This window comes from Mucilaginibacter aquatilis (assembly GCF_009755275.1).
In the GTDB taxonomy this organism is placed as follows: Bacteria; Bacteroidota; Bacteroidia; order Sphingobacteriales; family Sphingobacteriaceae; genus Mucilaginibacter; species Mucilaginibacter aquatilis.
Window position 1 is genome coordinate 406,651 of record NZ_WQLA01000003.1, and the last position, 15,137, is coordinate 421,787.

The following is a 15,137-nucleotide window of genomic DNA, read 5'->3' on the forward strand; positions in this document are numbered from 1 at the left end:
AATTGATTATTGAACAATTAAAGGCTGTACTGGTTTAAAATGATAACAAATATTAAGCGCCTTTGGATTTTAAAATTTTTAAATATTAAGCAAGGTTCCGTCCTGCATTAACAATACCATAAACGGTTCTTATCACCAACTTACTGTAGGCGCTTTTTAAATCTTCGTCTTCTGTATCTCTAAGTTTTTGCAAAGCGTAATGCTGTACTACTACTAAAGGCAAAATAATTCTTTCTCTCATTGCTATTGAGCGCTTATCTACTGCCGATTCCTGCATAAGCTCTTGCGTTCCTGTAAGTTCCAGTACGTTTGCTTTAGTAAGGTCGTATTCATCTTTCAGCATTTTCCAAAACTCGCCATACTGAGCATCATGTTCAAGGTGAGCTGTAATGCGAAAATCGGACTTAGACATTGACATCATACTGTTGTCGATCATGGTTTTAAAGAAACCTGATGACTTATATAACTCAACCGCTTCATCCCATTTTCCGGCATCTTTTGCCTTTTGCAACGCTGAGCCCACGCCATAAAAGCCGGGAACGTTTTGTTTAAGCTGGCTCCATGAAGTTACAAAACTTATTGCACGAAGATCTTCCAGTTTAAGCGGTGCATCTGCATTACGTTTTGTAGGCCTGCTGCTAATGTTTATGCCTGATAATAATTTTAATGGACTTAAATTTTCGAGGTATTGAGTAAATAATGGATGCTTACGTAAAGCCATGAATTTTTCGAAGCTGGCATCGGCCATTGTTGAAATCAGCTGTTTATGTTCAGCATCCAATAAATCATGATGGTTTGGATGCAAAGCTGAAGTAACACCAGCGTTAACCAGTTGCTCAATGTTATACTTCGCTGTCTCTATTGAGCCGTATTGCGAGCTAACGGTTTGGCCTTGTATTGTAAGTTGAATATGATCGTTTGCAATTTCTTTACCCATTGCAGCATAAAAACGGTGAGTTTTGCCTCCGCCACGTGCCGGTGGACCTCCCCTCCCATCAAAAAATGCTAATTCAATATCATACTTTTTAGTTATGGCCGTAAGTTCAACCTTTGCCTGGTATATAGACCAATTGGCCATTAAATACCCACCATCTTTAGTACTGTCAGAAAAGCCGAGCATGATCATCTGGCGGTTTCCTCTCCGTTTCAAATGCTCTTTGTAAAAAGGATGATTGTATAACTTCTCCATCACTTCTGCTGCATGCTTAAGGTCATTTACAGTTTCAAACAGCGGCATAAAGTCAATGGTCAAATCATCTTTAGTCCAGCCGCACCATAAAAACAGGTTCATCAGCTGTAATATATCTGATGCTTGCTGACAGTTACTTATAATATACCTATGACATGCCTTTTCGCCGTTATGCTTTTGTATTTCGTGCATAAGGCGAATGGTACAAAGCGTGTCGTTAATCATAGGGTCATCACCCTGTGCGGCTTTTTCGGCACATTGATAATCAAATACGTTAAACGAAATAAGTTTAAGTTTTTCTTCCTCGCTCAAATCTGCCCACTTATCTGCTGGCAATCTATTATTAAGTTCTTTGGTGTTTAAACCGTATTCAAATACACTCCTTAAAACCCTGCTATCCTGTCTTACATCAAGCGATGCAAAGTAGCATCCGTAAAGCTTGATTTTAAGTGCGAAGTCTTCAATAAGGTTTATAAAGATGCTATTGTGATCCTCAACAAGTGTATTTTTAATGTCCTCTAATAATCCAAGCATCACCTGCTGTAAATCTTCCGCGTTAGGCTGCGGATTAAATGCATTTACATACAAAATATCACCCAATTTACCCATTGCATCTTCAACACCGCGGAAAGTGATGCGGCGTTTTAAGTTCCTGTAATCGCGATAGTAACACCTGAATATAATTTGGCGCAAGGTATATGCTACTGTGCGTGTTGAATCGGTTTTAACGTTAGGGTTGCCATCTCTGTCACCGCCTGGCCAAAAACCTAATTCAAAAATTTGATGCAGAAGCTCGCCGGTTCCAAATTCTTCGTTAAGCTTGGTTTGAATATTAGCCAGGGCATAATAGAAAATATGCTCCAGGAACCATATTAAACTGATTGCCTCGTCTACCGGTGTGGGCGATGTTTTATTGAAAAATGGAGTTTTACCTAATTGCTGTAACAACTGGTTAACCTCATTTATATCATTGGTCTTCAATGCCTCAATCAAATCGGTCATGATGGTAAGCACGGTGCCCGGGTAAAACTGAGTTGGGTGAGCAGTAAGTACAAGTCTTAGGGAGAAATTTTTTAGCTTTTCGGTGATTTTTTCACGCATCTCCTCGTCACCTGCTACTTGCTGTAGCAAACCCTGTAATGTGCCGCTATCATCGGCGCGGCTCAGCTTGCTGAAAGATGAATCTTCCACAGCATCAAACAATACTACTTGCCGCTCAATGTATTGTATGAATCTAAATAAACGGTTAATTTGTTCGCGCTCATCAACACCGGGTACACGTTCTTCAAAGAAAGACTCAATAATTTCGCTGGGCGATTTAAGCTGCGCCACTCCTTTTTCGCAGTGTGAGCTAAAAAACGGCAATAGTATACCGGTATCTTTCACCTGGTAAAATGGCAGCGTTAAAAATAAACTGTTGTACAGTTCAAACCGCGTAACTACCTCTTGGTTAAATAACGTCAGGCGCTGATGTGATTGTTGTGATGCAGACATAATTGCTTAGTAGATATTGTACAAGATACACCTATCCTGTAACGACGGGGTTAAAATACACATCTTAGCCGTAAAACATGAAACCAACCTGATAATTTATAGTTATTTAGTAGACTTAATTAATAATTGTACAACATGCACCATACTTTTCTACTTTTGCAAGTAGTTTCAGCCCTACTCTTTTAAGCCTGATGTCTATCCAAAGCCGCGAAATAAAAACCTTTTTTTTCAGCCAGTACTTTTCTGACGGTTTGCGCATAAGTGCAGGATTGCTTTTACCTGCGGTGATATTTGCTCAGTTTGATATGTTGCAAACCGGGCTTACAATATCACTAGGTGCGGCGTGCATGAGCGTTATTGACAACCCCGGACCGGTAGTGCTGAAACGAAACGCTATGCTTATTGGCAACGTGCTGGTGTTTTTAGTTGCGGTATTAACGGGCTTTGCGCGTTACAATTTATGGTGCCTGGGAATTGAGGTTACGCTGCTTACGTTTGTCTGCTCTTTTTTGGTGGTTTATGGTAACCGCGCAGCGGCCATTGGTACAGCAGGCTTACTGGCCATGATATTTATTATGGATAAGGCGCTAAAGCCGCAAGATGTGCTGACTTACAGTTTAACTGTATCTTCTGGCGGTATATGGTATATGTTGTGGAGCCTTGTGTTTTTTGGAATACGGCCTTATCGTGCTGCACAACAAGCCCTTGGCGAAAACATTGCCGATATTGTTAGCTATTTACGCATAAAGGCTGATTTTTATTTGCCAGAGACTGACATTGATGAAAACTACAAGAAGCTTGTTTTAAAGCAAATACAGGTAAGCCAGCATCAGGACGCAGTAAGAGAAATGCTTTTTAAAAGCCGCTTGGTAGTACGCGAGTCTACTAATTATAGCCGGATGCTGGTACTTACTTTTGTTGACCTGGTTGATTTGTTTGAACAGGTGATGGCAACCCACTATGATTACAATCACATGCGCGAGCAGTTTGCCAACACCGGTATTTTGCAAGATGTAGGTAAATTATTGCACCGTATGGGCGATGAACTGGATAACATTGGGTATGCCGTTTTATCCAACACCTCCTATCACAGCAATGTGCGCTTCCTTGCAGATTTGGAAGAGCTGAAAACCCGGATAGATGCTATTGGTGCCGAGGGACATTCGGGCAGTATTATGGCCCTGAAAAAGGTGCTCATTAACCTGCGCGATTTAAACAAAAAGATAATCAACATTTATCGTTATCATAAAACGCGGGCAGCAAAAAAGCTCATTAAAAATCCGCATCAGGTAGAATATCAAAAATTTGTTGAGCATCAAGACTACTCACCACGTGTATTGCTGGATAACTTAACGTTCGAGTCATCAACGTTCAGGTTTGCCTTACGCGTTTCCATTGTTTGTCTTGTGGGCTTCTTAATTACAAAAAGCCCTGCCCTGCTGCACCTCATCGATGATTTGAGCGGTAGGCGTATAAGCTTCGGTCAACATAGTTACTGGGTAATTTTGACAATTATAGTAATTGTAAAACCTGCTTTTAGTTTATCAAAGCAACGCAACTATCAACGCCTCATTGGCACCATTGTAGGCGGACTTATGGGCGTAGCTATTTTGACTTTTGTGCATAATGATACTGCACAGTTCTTGATTTTGGCCGTTTTAATGGTGGGTGCTTATAGCTTTATACGTACTAATTATGTTGTAGCCATTGCCTTAATGACTCCGTATGTGCTTATACTTTTCAAGTTTTTGGGTGTAGGTCATTTAAATATAGCCGAGGAGCGTATAATTGACACCATAATTGGGTCTATAATTGCCTTGGGAGCTAATTACTTTTTATTTCCTTCATGGGAATCAGACCAAATCAGAGAAATATCAGGCGAGGTTTTAGCTGCCAACAGTGGTTACTTGACTAAAATAGCTGATACAATAAACGGCGTTCCGGTTACCACTACAGAATATAAACTGTCGCGTAAGGAGGTTTATATTAAATCGGCCAACCTTGCGGCGGCTTTTGAGCGCATGACATCGGAGCCTAAAACAAGGCAGCAAAAGATAAAGGATTTGCACAAATTTGTAGTGCTTAACCATATCCTTTCGTCATACGTTGCTACAATGGCTTCAACAGTTGCCGATAAGGATGTACACCGCACAAAGGCCGACAATCTTAAGCTTATAAAGCGCAGTGTTGCATTGCTTAATGAAAGCTCAAAAAAGCTTGGCGGCAAGGTAGCAGATTTTACTGCAGAAAAGTTGCAAAGCGAAACGCCAGAGCTAACTGATTTAACAGCCGATGAAAACCTGGTTAAAGAACAATTAGGCTTTATTCAAAAAATTAGTGCAGATATCTTAAAAACTACAGATAACCTCATTAACTAACGAGGTGAATTTTCTGATGACTACCGCCTGATAATGGCCAAAGCCCATGAAAAAACAACTGCGGAAACTATAAGCGTGCTTACCGCAAACTCCAATGATTGATTAGCTACGTACCCCAGGTAAATGCTCCATATACCGCAACCAATAAACAATAAGCCAAAAGCCGCTAAAATTATTTGTTTAAATCGCTTCGTTATGCCACCAACTAAATAAACGGGAATGGTGGCAAGGAGCAAAGAAAACGCAAGTACATAAAAGCTGTAGTGTAAAGTGATGCCTGCTATTACGGCTAATAATCCCACACCAATTGCTGCAATATTTATTTTAGTGAGCAACATTGTTTGAGGTTTCATCAAATAACGGCCATACTTATCAAAGTAAATGATTACATCACTTATTGGTCCGGTGAACCACGTCCAGAAAACAAAGATGAGATACGGTATTGCCAGTATGGGTATAACTTTTACAATCAATATTAGGCCAATAACAAATCCCCATCTGTACTTACCGTTCATTTCTTCGAGCCAATAGGAAAATTGGAGCAATTTGCGATAAAAAACATTGCTCGATTTTATAGCTTGAAGCATGCCGGTACGTGCAAATTCATATCCCGGATCGGCATTTAATGCAGCGGCAAAATGTTCTTTAGCTTTCCGCGCATCTCCTTGCCGTAAGTAATAGTAGCCGGTGTTAGCCTGCGTAAGTTCGTTCTCAGGATCATCAGCCAGCATGTTCTCTAATCGGTTAAACGCTTCACCGCTTAAACCGGCACGGGTTTGTGCCATAGAAAGCATGTTGTTACACATGGCGTCATCCGGATCAAGATCCAAGCCGTTTAACGCTGTCTCAATGGCTTCTGTGTACTTTTTTTGGTTAATAAAAATTAACGCTTTTAGACCAAAGTAGGTTGCCGAATATGGATTGATGCTTATGGCCTGATCGATAAATTCTTCACCAAGCTTGTAATCATCATGCTCAAGCGCTATGTGGGCGTTTAGGTAAAATAGAAAGTCATTTTCGGGGTTGAGCCCTATACCAGTATTGGCGGCTTGTTGCGCATTTTTTAAATCCTTTATTCTTAAAAAAGCTGATGCCTGCAGGCTATATAACTCATCAGAATCGGGGTATTGAGTAAGGGCTCCTGATATTTTTTGCAAAGCAAGATCTATCTTATCGCGGCTGATAAGATTTTGTATTTGCTGAAATAATTGATGCTCCATGCTACAAGTTCAGGTAAGCTTTAATATCATCATACATACCCGATGTGTTAGAGTACAAAGCATAATTGCGGGCCGTGTTAAACCATTCTTTAGTTGATGGCCGAACTTTTTTAATGGCGTTCATTACGTCGGTTTGAGTGATTTTTTCAATTTTACCTGAACGCATTGATTGCCTCAACTTGTCTTCTGTGGCAAGCTCAACTAAAAGTTTTAAGTCGGCACCGCTGAAACTATCCGTTTTGCCAGCAATTTTGTCGTAGTCCATTGTTTCGGCAGGCTTGTCTCGCAGCATCATTTCAATGATGGAAGCACGGGCAGATACATCTGGTGGTGGGACGAAAATTATCCGGTCAAACCTACCCGGACGTAAAAAAGCCGAATCAATATGCCATGGAGAATTAGTGGCACCCAATATCAATACACCGTCGTTCTTGCTATTTATACCATCCATTTCCTGTAAAAATTGATTAATCAAATTTCTACCGGCAGATTGTCTTAAATCGCTTCTTTTACTACCCAGTGCATCTATCTCATCAAAAAACATTACGCAGGGGTTATTACTCCTGGCAATTTCAAATTTTTCATGCAGGTTTTTTTCGCTATTGCCCACCCACATATCTAAAACCTCCTCAATACCTATATTCATAAACTTTGAGGCGATTTCACCTGCGGTAGCTTTTGATAAATAGGTTTTACCACATCCCGGAGGGCCATACATCAATATACCTCCTCCTGCCTTTTTGCCAAAAGCTTTAAAAAGATCAGGGTTAGCCAGAGGCTCAATTATTTTTATACGTATATCGTCTTTAATTTCATCCATTCCGCCAACATTACTAAAGTTAATGTCAGGCTTTTCTATGAAGGCATTATAATCATCTTCGTCTTCAATTTCGAATGTTGGAATTTTTAATTGGCGTTCAATATCAGCGTCGTGCCAATCAGGATATTTGACCATAAATGCCTGATAATGTGCAATTGCATCATCGGTATGTCCTGAATCAATTAATAATTGGAGATAAACGGTCAACAGCTCAGCATTGTCGTTGGTGTTCAACAACTCTTCGCATATAATAATACCGGGTGTGTAATTTTTAAGCTTAAGGTAACATTTGGCTAAAAGCAGTTTACTTTCATCAGCAGGTTCATAGCCGAGCACTATATTCAAATGATCTTTAGCTTTATCAAAATCATTCAAAGCAAAGTAGCCTTTTGCTACCTGTTTGCGTAATATGATATTATCAGGAGTTATTTCGAGGGCTTTTTCAAGTTCGGTTAAAAGTTCTCTGTTCATCTATCGGTAGTTTGGTATAGCATTTATAAAAATGCTTACGCGCTAAAGATATAATAAAGTAGGCATAGGTTAAACAGTTCAAATTTTCTCTGTTAAAAACTTCCAGTAGCGTTTAGGCACATGGCGCATATGAAGTTTGGTATTTTTACGGGCTGGAATGTTAACGCTTTTAAAATAGTTTTTCCATAAATTCTGATATAAACCTTCATCTTCAGTATAAGATGATATTACGTTATCAGGTCGTGACGTTGCAAAATCAAGTGTTATATACTCTATATGGTGCAAATCATAATAAAGACCATAATTGCGGCGCATATCATATATAATCCATTTTTGATCGGCATAGCGGTTTTTAAAATGCTTACCCACAAGTGGTAGAACGTTAAAATCAGGTTCAATGGCCGCATAAAAAATTCCGTCTTGCAATTTTTGGAACCTTATAAATGCTTCCATTCTGTGCTTTTCGCGTCTAACCATTCTTATAATTTCAGCAAGCCGCAACACATATTTATTGCCATAGTCTTCTTCTACATTTTTTTTTGAGTCAAAAACATAGCGTATATAGCCAATAAGCATAATGTCTTCATCGTCCATGCCGGCTAAATGGGCAGCATACAAACGCTGCATTCCACCGGCCGAAAGCTTTTCTTGCAGTCCCTGTAAAACCCGGCCGGCACGTTTTTCATCAGTAATTACCTGAATCACTTCTTCAAACAAAGCTTTACTCAGCCACTCTCCTTTTTGAATTTTAACATGTAGTAATTTACGTTCGTAAATTTCAAATACACAGGTTAATAATCCTTCAAAGGTTCCGTCGTAAACCAGCGTAGTCATAAATTAAAACAGATTTAATTGCGTTGTTGCGTTCTTTAAAAACTTGCTATGTGATTGTGATAAAATAAACTGCTTGATGTTGGTTGCAGTTAAATCGCGCCGTTCAAACCGCGAGCTGTTACAGGTTATAAAGTACTTTGCCCGGTTTAAAGCAACCCCTATTTTCTTTAACTGATCCCAATTAAGTTTACCAAACTGGCGGGCACTTACAATTTTATGAGCAGATTGCAAGCCTATACCCGGTACACGTAAAATAAGTTGTAAATCAGCTTTATTAATATCAATAGGAAAAACTTCGAGGTTACGTAAGCCCCAGCTCAATTTTGGATCAATATCTAGGTCGAGATGAGGATTAGTATCGTTAACAATTTCGTTTACCTTAAAGCCGTAAAAACGCATAAGCCAATCGGCCTGGTAAAGGCGGTTTTCACGCACCATAGGCACACTGGTATGTAAAGCCGGTAAGCGCTTATCACTCAATACTGGTACATAACCCGAATAATAAACCCTTTTTAAATTGAAATTTTTATAAAAGTGATTGGCTGTTTGCAATACTTGTACATCAGTTTCGGGTGTGGCGCCAACAATCATTTGAGTGCTTTGTCCTGCAGGAGCAAAAATTGGTGCTTTTTTAAACAGAGCTTTTTCTTCTTTACGGAGTATAATTTCGTTTTTCAAAAACCCCATTGGTTGAATCATGTCTTTGCGGTTTTTTTCAGGAGCTAACAACTTAAGACCTGCTTCGGTAGGTATTTCTAAATTTACGCTAAGCCTGTCTGCATACAATCCCGCTTCGCGCATTAATTCATCACTTGCACCGGGTATTGATTTTAAATGAATGTATCCATTAAATTTATGCTCAGTACGTAGTTTTTTAGCTACCCTTACCAATCGTTCCATGGTGAAATCGGCGTCTTTGAAAATGCCGGAGCTTAAAAACAACCCTTCAATATAATTACGGCGATAAAAGTTAATTGTAATATCAACAACTTCTTGCACGGTAAAAGCTGCACGCTTAATGTCATTACTACTGCGCGAAACACAATAAGCACAGTCAAAAATGCAATGGTTTGTTAGTAGTATTTTAAGTAATGATACACACCGGCCGTCTTCTGTATACGTATGGCAAATTCCATTACTGGCATTACCCAAACCTTTATTTTCATTTTTACGCTTACTACCGCTTGATGAACATGACACATCATACTTAGCAGCATCAGCCAAAATATTTAGCTTTTCTATTATCCGTTCCTCAATCATACCAATCAAAAATACTAAATATTTTAGTATTTGTTTGTATGGTGTAAAAACTTTACAACTATCAATTGGTTAGAAAGAAAATTTATTTATCAAAATGGAAAAAGTATATACAGCCGTGGTAACGGCCAAAGGCGGCCGCGACGGTCATATTAAATCATCAGATGGCGTTTTAGATGTTGAATTGCATAAGCCGCAGGAAATGGGCGGACAAGGCGGAGCTTTCACAAATCCAGAACAATTATTTGCCGGTGCATATGGCGCATGCTATTTAGGCGCGTTAGGTAGCGTAGCACGCAAAGATGATATTGATGTAAGTGAGGCTACAGCCGAAGTACATGTAAGCTTTAATAAGGATGATAACGCCTATGCTCTATCAGCAGAATTGCATGTTCATATACCTGGCATGAGCCTTGATGAAACCCAGCAATTGGCTGATAAAGCCCACCGTGCCTGCCCATACAGTAAGGCCGTTAGGGGTAACATTGAAGTGAAAGTATTAGCAGTATAATTTTGCAAAGCAATACAAAAAGCGCCGTTTGGAATTTTAAACGGCGCTTTTTGTATTAATGTGTTCCCGGTTTAAATAGTCATTTTAAATGTTATTTAAACATTTACATTTGCTGTAATACTAATTTTAATACCGTTTATGAAAATTGAAACGCTGGCCATTCATGCAGCCAACCACACTGATGCATCAACCGCTGCAGTTATACAACCTATTGTACTGGCAACAACGTTTGAGCGCGATGAAGATGGAGGTTACAGCAAAGGTTTTAGCTATAGCCGTGCCGGGAATCCAAACCGTTTAAGTTTAGAGAATGTGCTTGCCAAATTAGAAGGTGGTGTTGACGCTGCTGCATTTTCATCGGGCAACGCGGCAGGTATGGCGGTGTTTCAATCGTTAAAACCAGGCACGCATATTATTGCGCCTGATGATATGTACCACGGGCTGCGCAATCAATTAAAAATCTTATTTAACGGCATTTTAGAGTTTGATTTTATTGATTTAAACAATGAAAACCTGCTTAAAAATACTATTAAACAAAACACCGGTTTAATTTGGGTTGAAACGCCATCGAATCCTCTCCTTAAAATTACAGATATTAAGGAGATGGTAACCGTAGCACATGAAAACAACATTAAAGTAGCATGCGATAATACGTTTGCCAGTCCGCTAGGGCAACAGCCGTTAAAGCTTGGCGCCGATTTGGTTATGCATTCAACAACAAAATATCTTGGCGGCCATAGTGATCTTACCGGCGGCGCACTTATAACTCCTGTTAAAGATGAATGGTGGGAACGCATACAACAAATACAACAAATGGGCGGCGCAATTTCCTCTCCTGCTGATTGTTATTGGTTAACCCGAAGTATTAAAACATTACCTTATCGTATGCGTGCACATGCCGAAAATGCGGGTTTACTTGCATCGTTTTTAGATAATCACGCTAATGTTGAACAGGTTTTATATCCTGGCCTAACATCGCATCCGCAGCATGAATTGGCCAAAGAACAGATGTTAAACTTTGGTGGAATGCTTTCATTTTTAGTTAAAGGTGGCGTTGTGCAAACCGAACGCGTTATTAATGCTACCAAATTATTTACCAGCGCTACCAGTTTGGGTGGAGTTGAAAGTTTAATTGAACGCAGGGCTGCTATTGAAGGCCCCGATACAAAAACACCGCAAAACCTGCTTCGTGTATCAGTTGGATTAGAACATATAGACGATTTGATAGCTGATATGGACGCCGCTTTAAATCAAATTTAACTACGTTGTTAAAACTTTTTTGTATTTCGGCAATTGTTTAAGTATATCAAAAACATAAACTTATGGCACTTGGCAAAGACGAGATAACAAACAATAACTTCAACCCGGAGGGGCAAAAAGCACACGCCTATAAAGTTGAAGACGATAATAACTTAGATGAAAAAGCCCTTAAGGCGCGTAACGTAATTTGGGGCGGCGAAATGGCAGATGCAGAAACTCCAGGTCATGAAAGCCATGGTATGGGTGGCCATGCCTTTGGTGAAATCAATGAAACGCCTGCAGGTGATTCGCCGGGTAATCCATCGCGTAATGCAGGTTATAAAAACGAGTACTTCAGAAGAACTGAGCCTGCTGAAGAGCATCCGGAAAATCAAAATTTTCAGCCCGATCATCAGGAAGGTGCGCCTGACGAAGATATGGGTAAAGAGGAGTCACCGTCATTTGACGCTGCAAATGATAACAAGCATGAAGGAGGCGCAGAAGGTAACCCTGATAAAATTCAGGAAGGCACTACTTATCATGATGGTGACGAGAAATAAAGAAATAAGGGCCGTCTCCCGTGGGAACGGCCCTTCATGTATATGATGGAGTTTAAAAGGCTACACGATTAACCGAAGCTAAATCAGGGCGGCTGTCTCGTCTGTCGTTTTCTACAAAACGCTGACCCCGCCTGTTATTTTCATTGCCGTTTCTTCTGTTATAGTTTTCATTCCGGCTTTCATTACGTAAATATCCTCCCTGGTTTCTGTCGGGGCCGTAAGCTTTGTTATCATTTCCCCGGTTACGGTTATCATCCCTTCTATCATTCCAACGGTTTGAACCATTTTGGTAGCCATTGTTTCTTTGGTCATTTCTGCCTCTGTTATTGGAGTCAAAGGGTGAATCAAGATAGCGGTTACCATATTCGGCCCTGTTGCCACGGTTATAATCACGTCCGTTGTTCCAGCTGCGGTTCCAGTCGCGGCGTGAATTGCCGCCGAATTTGTTTCTATAATAACCATGATTATCAAAAGGCCTGCGGGCGTGTACCTCAATACGGCGTGCCGATCTCCAGTCATAATCACGATTATAACCGGGTAAATACGCTGCATTCACCCAACGGTTGCCATCCATATAATAATAGCAATGTTCGGGTACCGAGTAATACGCTTCTACATCTGGCAAATAATAAAAGTCATCGTAAACCACGTTTGTAGCAACCGGCCTGTGCATGTTTATACCAACCGGACCGATGTTAACGCTGATGCCAATTTGCGCGTTTGCAGTTTGCGAAGCAAATGCTCCGGCTGCAATTATGATGGTTAATAAATACTTTTTCATATGCTGTTATTTTGTAGGTATGACGATGATGCAGCCCTCAAGGTTTAACGCCTTCACTGTGTAATGAAATCATTACTTGCAGTAATTAAAGCGCGCGCTTACAATCATATTAAAAGCATATTTTTGAGCCATCAACAACCATTTATGAAAAGAAATAAAGTTTTAACATCATTTGTACCTATGCTTGCGTTGGCAGGCCTATTAGGTTATGGCGCTTTTGATAAGCCTGCTGGTACACCCGTGCCCATAACACCCGATGCCGATAATGCAGGTTTGAAGTTACCCGAAGGCTTTGGTGCGCTAAAAGCTGCAGACAGTACGGGCAAAGCGCGGCATATAGCGGTAACCGCTAACGGAGGCATATATATTAAGCTTAACAGATTAAAAGGCGGCAAAGGAATTGTTTACATGCAAGACACCGACGCTGATGGCAAATTTGAGGCAGTAAAGTCTTTTGGCAATTACGGTGGTACAGGCTTATGCATTAAAGGCGATTATCTATATGCCTCATCAGATAGCGAAGTATACCGTTACAAGCTAAACAATAAGCAGGAAGTTGTAAATACAGAAGCGCCTGAAAAAATTGTAACCGGTTTAATTAACCGTAACCAGCACGAGTCAAAATCGATTGCTCTTGATAACGTTGGTAATTTATACGTAAATATTGGCGCATATTCAAACTCGTGCCAAGAGCGCGACAGGCAAAAGGGATCTATGGGGCAAAAGGGCTGCCCTGTTTTAGATTCGGCAGGTGGTATTTGGCAGTTTAAAGCCGATAAACTTAATCAAAGCTATAAGGATGGTGTGCGTTATGCAACCGGCTTACGTAACGTTGTGGGCTTAGATTGGAACCAGCAAAACAATCAATTATTTGTAATGCAACATGGCCGTGATCAGTTGCATGATTTGTTTCCTGACTTATATACGGTAAAGCAATCGGCTATTTATCCTGCCGAATGTATGTATGCGCTAAAGAAAGGTGACAACGCAGGTTGGCCATACATTTATTATGATCAGGATCAGCATAAAAAGATAGTTGCACCTGAGTATGGCGGAGATGGTAAGAAAGAGGGTGCTAAAGAAATTATAGATCCGGCAGCGGCTTACCCGGGCCATATGGCTCCAAATGCGTTGCTATTTTATACAGGCAACATGTTTCCTGCAAAGTATAAAAACGGAGCGTTTATTGCCTTTCATGGCTCATGGAACCGTTCTCCTGAACCTCAAGCAGGCTTTTTTGTAGTATTTCAGCCATTTAAAGACGGAAAGCCTTACGGCAACTACGAAGTGTTTGCTGATAACTTTTCCGGATCAGCAGCTAAAACTGCCAGCGGCCGGGTTGATCACAAACCCTGCGGACTTGCACAGGGAGCCGACGGCTCGCTTTACGTGAGCGACGACCTTAAAGGAACAATTTATAGAATTGTTTATAACAAATAGCATTTAATTAGTCCAATAAAAAAGGCTGCATTTTTAAAATGCAGCCTTTTTTATGTTTTAAGATTTTTATTCTCCGTAAGCTTTAACAACTTGTTTTTGAGTGCCTAACCCATCAACACCTAAATCAATAACGTCACCCGGTTTTAAGTAAACGGGTGGGTTAAACCCAAGACCAACACCTGCTGGTGTGCCGGTTGATATTACATCACCCGGTAGTAAGGTCATAAACTGGCTTACGTATGAAATAAGGAATGGAATTTTAAAAATGAAAGTTTTAGTGTTACCTGTCTGCATACGTTTGCCATTAACATCTAACCATAAATTCAGGTTGTTATCATCGGCAATTTCGTCGGCTGTAGCTAAAAACGGACCTAAGGGTGCAAATGTGTCACATCCTTTACCCTTGTCCCATGTACCGTTGCGTTCAAGTTGAAACTCGCGCTCTGAAACATCATTATGTAATACGTAACCAGCAATGTAATCGGCAGCATCGGCTTCATCAACGTAGCTTGCTTTTTTACCTATTACAAAGGCAAGTTCAACTTCCCAGTCGGTTTTTACTGAATTTTTAGGAATTACCACGCTATCATCCGGACCAACCATTGCTGTAGTACTCTTCATGAATATAACGGGCTCTGGTGGTATTGGTGCATTTGTTTCTTTAGCATGATCGGCGTAGTTAAGGCCGATGCACAATATTTTTGAAGGGCGTGCAACAGGGCTGCCCAGGCGCTCATCATCAGCTACCGTTGGCAAGTTAGTTCCATGCTCGTCAACTATTGCTTTAAGTTTTTCTAAACCGCCTGTTTCAAAAAATGCTTCATTGTAATCAGGAATAAAGCCCGATACGTCGTATCTTTTATCGTCAATCAAAACGCCCGGTTTTTCCTGGCCTTCATTACCAAATCTAATTAGTTTCATTTATGGTATATGTTAATCGTTG

12 protein-coding genes are annotated in these 15,137 nt (G+C 40.4%); 5 read left to right on the top strand and 7 right to left on the bottom strand.

What is annotated here, in order from left to right; all coding sequences use genetic code 11:
- Positions 1–85 precede the first annotated feature (85 nt).
- Entirely contained in the window at positions 86–2,683 is a 2,598-nt protein-coding gene (locus GO816_RS09440) for a phosphoenolpyruvate carboxylase (protein ID WP_157541571.1), read from the bottom strand.
- 191 nt (positions 2,684–2,874) lie between these two features.
- Between GO816_RS09440 and GO816_RS09445 the strand changes: the two genes are divergently transcribed.
- The gene (locus tag GO816_RS09445; RefSeq protein ID WP_157541573.1) at positions 2,875–5,061 is read left to right on the top strand and encodes an FUSC family membrane protein; all 2,187 of its coding nucleotides are present in this window, start codon (positions 2,875–2,877) and stop codon (positions 5,059–5,061) included.
- Between the two features lie 20 nt (positions 5,062–5,081).
- Here GO816_RS09445 and GO816_RS09450 read toward each other — a convergent pair whose 3' ends face one another.
- The 4 genes from GO816_RS09450 to GO816_RS09465 all read right to left on the bottom strand — a co-directional run bounded on the left by GO816_RS09450 (position 5,082) and on the right by GO816_RS09465 (position 9,663).
- Positions 5,082–6,281, bottom strand: a complete 1,200-nt coding sequence (locus tag GO816_RS09450) for a tetratricopeptide repeat protein (protein ID WP_157541574.1) — start codon at positions 6,279–6,281, stop codon at positions 5,082–5,084.
- Between the two features lies 1 nt (position 6,282).
- On the bottom strand, positions 6,283–7,572 hold the full coding sequence (locus GO816_RS09455) for an ATP-binding protein (RefSeq protein ID WP_157541575.1): 1,290 nt from the start codon (positions 7,570–7,572) through the stop codon (positions 6,283–6,285).
- A 78-nt stretch (positions 7,573–7,650) separates the two neighbouring features.
- Positions 7,651–8,406: a TIGR03915 family putative DNA repair protein gene (locus GO816_RS09460; protein ID WP_157541576.1), complete on the bottom strand. Its 756-nt coding sequence runs from the start codon at positions 8,404–8,406 to the stop codon at positions 7,651–7,653.
- Positions 8,407–8,409: 3 nt separating this feature from the next.
- Complete coding sequence (locus GO816_RS09465) at positions 8,410–9,663, bottom strand: putative DNA modification/repair radical SAM protein (RefSeq protein ID WP_317163623.1); 1,254 nt, start codon at positions 9,661–9,663, stop codon at positions 8,410–8,412.
- A gap of 97 nt (positions 9,664–9,760) precedes the next feature.
- On the opposite strand from GO816_RS09465, the gene GO816_RS09470 reads away from it, so the two are divergent.
- The 3 genes from GO816_RS09470 to GO816_RS09480 all read left to right on the top strand — a co-directional run bounded on the left by GO816_RS09470 (position 9,761) and on the right by GO816_RS09480 (position 11,973).
- The gene (locus tag GO816_RS09470) at positions 9,761–10,174 is read left to right on the top strand and encodes an organic hydroperoxide resistance protein (protein ID WP_157541578.1); all 414 of its coding nucleotides are present in this window, start codon (positions 9,761–9,763) and stop codon (positions 10,172–10,174) included.
- Between the two features lie 138 nt (positions 10,175–10,312).
- Positions 10,313–11,434 carry a trans-sulfuration enzyme family protein gene (locus tag GO816_RS09475; RefSeq protein WP_157541579.1) on the top strand — a complete coding sequence of 374 codons (1,122 nt, stop codon included), beginning with the start codon at positions 10,313–10,315 and terminating at the stop codon, positions 11,432–11,434.
- Between the two features lie 62 nt (positions 11,435–11,496).
- A complete protein-coding gene (locus GO816_RS09480; protein WP_157541580.1) occupies positions 11,497–11,973 on the top strand; it encodes a hypothetical protein in 477 nt (158 codons plus the stop codon).
- Between the two features lie 52 nt (positions 11,974–12,025).
- Here the strand turns inward: GO816_RS09480 and GO816_RS09485 are convergent, their stop codons facing one another.
- The gene (locus GO816_RS09485) at positions 12,026–12,754 is read right to left on the bottom strand and encodes a hypothetical protein (protein WP_157541581.1); all 729 of its coding nucleotides are present in this window, start codon (positions 12,752–12,754) and stop codon (positions 12,026–12,028) included.
- A 144-nt stretch (positions 12,755–12,898) separates the two neighbouring features.
- On the opposite strand from GO816_RS09485, the gene GO816_RS09490 reads away from it, so the two are divergent.
- A complete protein-coding gene (locus tag GO816_RS09490; RefSeq protein WP_157541964.1) occupies positions 12,899–14,194 on the top strand; it encodes a PQQ-dependent sugar dehydrogenase in 1,296 nt (431 codons plus the stop codon).
- Between the two features lie 66 nt (positions 14,195–14,260).
- On the opposite strand, the gene GO816_RS09495 is transcribed toward GO816_RS09490, so the two are convergent.
- Positions 14,261–15,115 (bottom strand): fumarylacetoacetate hydrolase family protein, encoded by an 855-nt coding sequence (locus tag GO816_RS09495; protein WP_157541582.1) that lies wholly within the window; start codon positions 15,113–15,115, stop codon positions 14,261–14,263.
- Between the last annotated feature and the right edge of the window lie 22 nt (positions 15,116–15,137).

Coding starts and splice junctions, on each gene's coding strand:
- GO816_RS09440 (WP_157541571.1), bottom strand. CDS start 2,683: ATGTCTGCATCACAACAATCACATCAGCGCCTGACGTTATTTAACCAA.
- GO816_RS09445 (WP_157541573.1), top strand. CDS start 2,875: ATGTCTATCCAAAGCCGCGAAATAAAAACCTTTTTTTTCAGCCAGTAC.
- GO816_RS09450 (WP_157541574.1), bottom strand. CDS start 6,281: ATGGAGCATCAATTATTTCAGCAAATACAAAATCTTATCAGCCGCGAT.
- GO816_RS09455 (WP_157541575.1), bottom strand. CDS start 7,572: ATGAACAGAGAACTTTTAACCGAACTTGAAAAAGCCCTCGAAATAACT.
- GO816_RS09460 (WP_157541576.1), bottom strand. CDS start 8,406: ATGACTACGCTGGTTTACGACGGAACCTTTGAAGGATTATTAACCTGT.
- GO816_RS09470 (WP_157541578.1), top strand. CDS start 9,761: ATGGAAAAAGTATATACAGCCGTGGTAACGGCCAAAGGCGGCCGCGAC.
- GO816_RS09475 (WP_157541579.1), top strand. CDS start 10,313: ATGAAAATTGAAACGCTGGCCATTCATGCAGCCAACCACACTGATGCA.
- GO816_RS09480 (WP_157541580.1), top strand. CDS start 11,497: ATGGCACTTGGCAAAGACGAGATAACAAACAATAACTTCAACCCGGAG.
- GO816_RS09485 (WP_157541581.1), bottom strand. CDS start 12,754: ATGAAAAAGTATTTATTAACCATCATAATTGCAGCCGGAGCATTTGCT.
- GO816_RS09490 (WP_157541964.1), top strand. CDS start 12,899: ATGAAAAGAAATAAAGTTTTAACATCATTTGTACCTATGCTTGCGTTG.
- GO816_RS09495 (WP_157541582.1), bottom strand. CDS start 15,115: ATGAAACTAATTAGATTTGGTAATGAAGGCCAGGAAAAACCGGGCGTT.